Genomic DNA, 2,236 nt, shown 5'->3' on the forward strand with positions numbered 1-2,236 from the left:
AAGCGGGACAGCAGGGAGCGGAACGTGAAGGTCGCGCGCGGCCACAGCGTGGTGTTGCGGCCGTGCGCGTCGAAGTACCAGCTGGCGCACCCGCCGGTCGACCAGACGGTCCGCCCCATCCGGCGCTGGAGGTCGCGGTTCCACGCGTCCTGGGCGGCGCGGCGCGGCTCCACGGCGGCGTACCGGTGGAGCCGCATGGTCGCGAGGGCGTCGAGCACGTAGGCGATCTGGCTCTCGATGACGAAGACCATCGAGGAGTGGCCGAGGCCCGTGTTGGCGCCGACGAGCTGGAAGAGGTTGGGGAAGCCGTGCGTGGTCGTGCCCTTGTACGACGCCATCCCGCTGTCCGCCCACACCTGCGCGAGGGTGCGCCCCCCGCGGCCGTGGATCCGCCCGGCGATCGGCTGCTCGGTGGTGTGGAACCCGGTGGCGACGACGAGCACGTCGACGGGTCGCTCGGTGCCGTCGGCGGTGACGATCGCGTCGCCGGTGATCCGGGCGATGGGGTCGGTGACGACGTCGACGTGGTCGCGGGCCAGCGCGGGGTAGTAGGCGTTGCTGATCAGGATGCGCTTGCAGCCGATCTCGTAGTCGGGGGTGACCGCAGCCCGCAGGGCGGGGTCGGGGATGCCGCGGGCGATGTTGAGGAGGGCGGCCTTCCTGGCCGGCAGTGCCAGGCGGGGCTCGCGCACGAAGGCCGGGACGTAGGACTCGCGGCCCCAGTAGGTCGCCGTCCGGTAGGCCCGCCGCACTGCCGGGACGCGGCGGAGCAGGGAGCGCTCGGCGCGGGTGTAGGCCCGGTCGGTGCGGGGGATCACGTACGGCGCGGTGCGCTGGTAGACGTCCACGTGCGCGGCGACCTTCGCCACCTCGGGGACCAGCTGGATGCTCGAGGCGCCGGTGCCGATGACCGCGACCCGCGTGCCGGTGAGGTCGACGTCGTGGTCCCACCGGGCGGAGTGGAAGAGCTCGCCCCGGAAGTCCTCGATGCCGTCGATCTCCGGCAGCCTGGGCTCCGAGAGGCCGCCCGAGCCGGTGATCAGCGTGGTGGCGGTGACCTCGCCGCGGCTGGTGCGCACCACCCAGCGCTGGGCGTCCTCGTCGTAGCGCGCCTCCTCGAGCATCGTGTCGAACGCGAAGCGGTCGAGCACCCCGGACTCCCGGGCGACCCGGCGCAGGTAGGCGTGGATCTCCGGCTGCGGGGAGAACGAGCGCGTCCAGTCGGGGTTGGGCGCGAAGGAGAACGAGTAGAGCTGGCTGGGGACGTCGCACGCGGCGCCCGGATAGGTGTTGGCCCGCCAGGTGCCGCCGACGTCCGCGTCCTTCTCGATGACCAGGAAGTCGGTCTCGCCCGCCTCGTCGAGCTTGATCGCCATGCCCAGGCCGGCGAAGCCGGCGCCGACCACCAGGTGCGTGACCGCGGTCGGGAGGGGCGGCCGTGCGGCGGGAGTGCTCATGTCGTCGAACGTACTGGCGCTGTTGAATATCCGTCAATAAGGTGGGGCGGGTGAGCACGCCCACACCGCGCGTCCGGCTCTCCCCGGAGCAGCGTCGCCTCCAGCTCCTCGACCTCGGGACCCGCCTCTTCGCCACCCGGGCAGTCGAGGAGATCTCCATCGACGTGCTGGCCGAGGAGGCCGGGGTGTCGCGGGGGCTGCTCTACCACTACTTCGGCAGCAAGCAGGACTTCCGCGAGGCCGTCATCCGGCACGCCGTGGAGGACCTCGTCGAGCAGGCCGCGCCCCCCTCCTCGGGCGACCCGCTGGAGCGGCTGGCGGCGTCGGTGGGCGTGTACGTCGACTACGTGCTGGCCAACCTGGCCGGCTACCGGTCGCTGGTCCGGGCCGCCGCGGGTGGCAGCGAGGACCTGCGGGCGATCTACGAGGAGGCGCGGACCGCGCTCACCGACCGGATCTTCCGCGAGGACTCGCTGGGCGAGCACCTCAGCGACGACCCCGCGACCCGGCTGGTGGTCCGCGGCTGGTCGGCGCTGGTCGAGGAGACCGTGCTGACCTGGGCGCAGGACCCCTCCGTGATGGGACGCGACGCGCTGGTCGCCACGCTGGTCGGCGCGCTGCCGGCGCTGGTCGGGATCATCGCGGACGGCTGACCGGCCTGAGGTCAGGGTGGACGGGTCGGTCGTCGGGTCACACGAGCCCCGCCGGGTACTGGCGGCGCGCGACAGCGGGGGGCGCGACCGGGGTGTCGGCTGCCGCCAGTCGCGCCGGGCGAGCCG

2 protein-coding genes are annotated in these 2,236 nt (G+C 73.3%); one reads left to right on the forward strand and one right to left on the reverse strand.

Translation table 11 applies throughout. The features are described 5' to 3' along the window. On the reverse strand, window positions 1–1,457 hold a 1,457-nt coding region (locus tag ACXJKL_RS19715), incomplete at its 3' end, for a flavin-containing monooxygenase (RefSeq protein ID WP_457208696.1). 50 nt (window positions 1,458–1,507) lie between these two features. Between ACXJKL_RS19715 and ACXJKL_RS19720 the strand changes: the two genes are divergently transcribed. Next, window positions 1,508–2,110, forward strand: coding sequence for a TetR/AcrR family transcriptional regulator (locus ACXJKL_RS19720; protein WP_457208697.1), 603 nt, complete (start codon window positions 1,508–1,510; stop codon window positions 2,108–2,110). The last annotated feature ends 126 nt before the right edge of the window (window positions 2,111–2,236 follow it).

The organism is Nocardioides sp. P5_C9_2, from assembly GCF_054049555.1.